General features: G+C 62.9%; 3 protein-coding genes and 1 pseudogene. 3 read left to right on the top strand and 1 reads right to left on the bottom strand.

Translation table 11 applies throughout. The annotated features are described in order from the left end of the window. Positions 1-794, top strand: a 794-nt coding sequence (locus EOA38_RS32235; RefSeq protein WP_145966172.1) for an ABC transporter ATP-binding protein, incomplete at its 5' end; no start/stop codon positions are given. Between the two features lie 95 nt (positions 795-889). Here EOA38_RS32235 and EOA38_RS32230 read toward each other — a convergent pair. Next, complete coding sequence (locus tag EOA38_RS32230) at positions 890-1,870, bottom strand: GlxA family transcriptional regulator (RefSeq protein ID WP_126094666.1); 981 nt, start codon at positions 1,868-1,870, stop codon at positions 890-892. Between the two features lie 185 nt (positions 1,871-2,055). On the opposite strand from EOA38_RS32230, the gene EOA38_RS32225 reads away from it, so the two are divergent. Then, positions 2,056-2,742 (top strand): GntR family transcriptional regulator, encoded by a 687-nt coding sequence (locus EOA38_RS32225; protein WP_126094667.1) that lies wholly within the window; start codon positions 2,056-2,058, stop codon positions 2,740-2,742. 133 nt (positions 2,743-2,875) lie between these two features. Next, a pseudogene (locus EOA38_RS40655) lies at positions 2,876-3,020 on the top strand (proline/glycine betaine ABC transporter permease); the annotation flags it as partial.

The following is a 3,020-nucleotide window of genomic DNA, read 5'->3' as shown; positions in this document are numbered from 1 at the left end:
ATGTCGCCTTCGGCCTGAAATACCGCAACGTGCCGAAGCCGGAGATCGCGCGCAAAGTGGGCCGGGCGCTCGACATGGTGCGGCTGCCGGGCAGCGAGAAGAAACTGCCCTCGCAATTGTCGGGCGGGCAGCAGCAGCGCATCGCGCTGGCGCGGGCCATCGTCTTCCAGCCGCAGGTGCTTTTGCTCGACGAGCCGCTGTCGGCGCTCGACGCCAACATGCGCGAGGAAATGCGCGTCGAGATCAAGAAGATCCAGAAGGAAACCGGCATCACCGCCATCTTCGTCACGCACGATCAGGAAGAGGCGCTCTCCATGTCGGATCGCATCGTGGTGATGAACGCCGGTTCGGTGGAGCAGATCGGCACGCCGGAGGAGGTCTACGAGATGCCGGCCACCGCCTTCGTCGCCGATTTCCTCGGCAAGGCCAACATGCTCGCCGGAACGGTGAGCAAGTCCGACGGAGCGATCGCGATCACGCTCGCCGCCGGCCAGACGATCGATGTGACGTCTCCACGGCCGCTGGCGCCAGGCAGCAAGGTCACCATCGTGGTCCGGCCGCAGAAACTGTCGGTCGGCGCCACGGCGAGCACCAACCGGCTGTCCGGCCGCGTCGTCTCGACCTCGTATCTCGGCGGCAGCGCCATCTACGAGATCGACATCGGCGGCGAGACCAGCATCCGCGCCAACGCGCCGATCAACGGCCGCATCGTTCGCGAGGGCGAGCCGATCGAGGTCGGGTTCGATCCGGCCGGATGCGTTCTGCTCGACGAGAGCGGGCAGCGGATTTCGTAGGGTGTGTTGATATTCAGGTGATGCCGGCTGACCTGAATCTCAACGCACCCTCGGACGCCGCGCCCCGCGCCTGCGCCGTTCCTTCATCGCGGGAGTCATTGTTTCGTCGCTTGAGCAGCCAAGCGGCCAGGATGCCTGAGATGGGTTGGCGTGATGCCGGTGTGCTGGCGGAACACCCGGCTGAAATGCCCGGCATTTTCGAAGCCGCATCGGTAGGCGATGTCGCCTATCTGCAGATCGCTCCCTTCCAGCAGCGACTTCGCGTAATGCACGCGCAGCGCAAGATAGGCAGCCATCGGGCTGGTGCCCAGTTCGGTCGCGAAAAGACGCTCGAGCTGGCGCCGCGAGCAATTCAGGCGGCTTGCGATCTCGGTAACCGATACCTTGTCCTGGAGATTGCTTTCCATCAGGAGCAAGGCCCGCTTCACCGCACGGCTCGCGGCTTCGGGAAACAGGTCGCCTACGGGCTGCACGTCGCTGATGTTGCGGATGCGATCGAGCACCAGGATCTTGGCGGCTTTTTCCGCTGCCTTCTGGCCGATGAACTGCGACACGAAATAGCCGGCGAGGTCGGCAGCGCCCGTGCCGCCGGCACATGTCGCGCGGCCGCGGTCGACGGAAAACAAACTGTCCGCATGCGCGTTCACGTCGGGGAACTCGGCCCGAAAATCCTTGATGTGGAACCAGCTGACGGCGGCGCTGTAGCCGTCCAGCAAGCCGTAGCGCGCCAGTACGAAGCTTCCCGTGCAAAGCGCGGTTATGGGCACGCCCCTCTCGGCGGCCCGCAAAAGGAATGCTTCCTTTTCCGAACTGAGACTGCGGTTGGTGTCGAGCAGGCCGCCGACCACGACGACGTTGTCGAAATCCTCCGGATTGCCGATCGCCTTCGTCGGCAGCAATTCGACGCCGCAGCTCGCCCGGATCGGCAGGCCGCGTTCGCCGACGATCTGCCAGTCGAATTCCACCCTGCGGCTGCGGTCGCCCTCATCGCCCGCCAGCCGCAGCGTGTCGATGAAGAGCGAAAGCGGCGACAGGGTGAAGTCGCGAACCAGCAGAAACGCAAATCTTTTGGCCATTCTCTTCCGGGATCGTCCCTCGCGTTATCCGACGCTCATTCGGATGGGATCGTCTTTTCCTGCCCCACACGGGTCACCGACCATCTGGCTATATATTGTGTACCAGGACTCGCCCACGAGCGCATGCGACTCTTCCAGCCGTGCCAAATATGATCGACTGGCAGATATGATTCCGAAGGTGCGCCATGAAGGGAAGCAAGGGCAGTCTCTATGACGATCTGAAGCGTCGCATCCTGACGATGGAGCTCGATCCCGACGAGGATCTGGACGAGGTGGCGCTGAGCGAACGCTATGGACTGTCGCGGACCCCGGTCAGGGAAATCTTCCGCCGGCTGGAGGGTGAAGGCTACATCGAAATCCGCGCGAACCGGGGGGCTAGGGTCGTTCCGATGAACCACTCGACGCTTCGGCAATTCTTCCTGGTCGCCCCGATGGTCTACGCCGCCATCGGCCGGCTGGCGGTGCAAAATTTCAAGCCTTCACAGATGACAGACTTGAAGGACACGCAGGAGCGTTTCCGCGCCGCGAGCAAATCTGGCGACGCGCTTGCCATGGTGATCGAGAACAACAGGTTTCACGAGATCATCGGCGAGATGTCCGCGAATGTCTATCTACAACCGAGCCTCGGCAGGTTGCTGATCGATCACGCCCGTATCGGCCGCACCTTCTTCCGCCCGCGCAATGATGACATGCGCAGGCGCCTAAAAATAGCAGTCGAACACCATGATGCGTTCATCTCGGCCATCGGCGGTCATGATGAGGACGCCGTTGTCGACCTCGTGTTCGAGCATTGGGAACTGTCGCGCGAGAATATGGAGATGTTCATCGCGCCCCAGGGACTGAAAGCAGACGCCCTCGTCGGCGACAACTGACACCCGCTTCAGCCTTACAAAAAGCTGGACCCTGGGCTCGGCAGCGGCGGCGAACCTTCTTGTAAAGCAGATCCGCGGCCGCCGCCTTAAAGTGCGTCGCGTCGAAACGGATTCGAGCGCCGCGCTTTAAAATCTCCCCTCGGCCACCCCGACGCTGCTGGTCGGGCTGAACCAGTGCATCCTCTTGTCGCTCGCCATGGTCGTCCTTGCGGACGTTGTCGGAGCGGGCGGGCTGGGCGCCGAGGTGACGCGGGGACTGACTCGCATGGAGATGGGGC

This window comes from Mesorhizobium sp. M1E.F.Ca.ET.041.01.1.1, assembly GCF_003997355.1.
Classification (GTDB): Bacteria; Pseudomonadota; Alphaproteobacteria; order Rhizobiales; family Rhizobiaceae; genus Mesorhizobium.
The sequence above is the reverse complement of the archived record's forward strand: the minus strand, read 5'-3'. Positions and strand labels throughout refer to the sequence as shown.

Excerpts from the sequence above, each read along its gene's own strand:
- EOA38_RS32230 (WP_126094666.1), bottom strand. The coding sequence starts at position 1,870 with ATGGCCAAAAGATTTGCGTTTCTGCTGGTTCGCGACTTCACCCTGTCG.
- EOA38_RS32225 (WP_126094667.1), top strand. The coding sequence starts at position 2,056 with ATGAAGGGAAGCAAGGGCAGTCTCTATGACGATCTGAAGCGTCGCATC.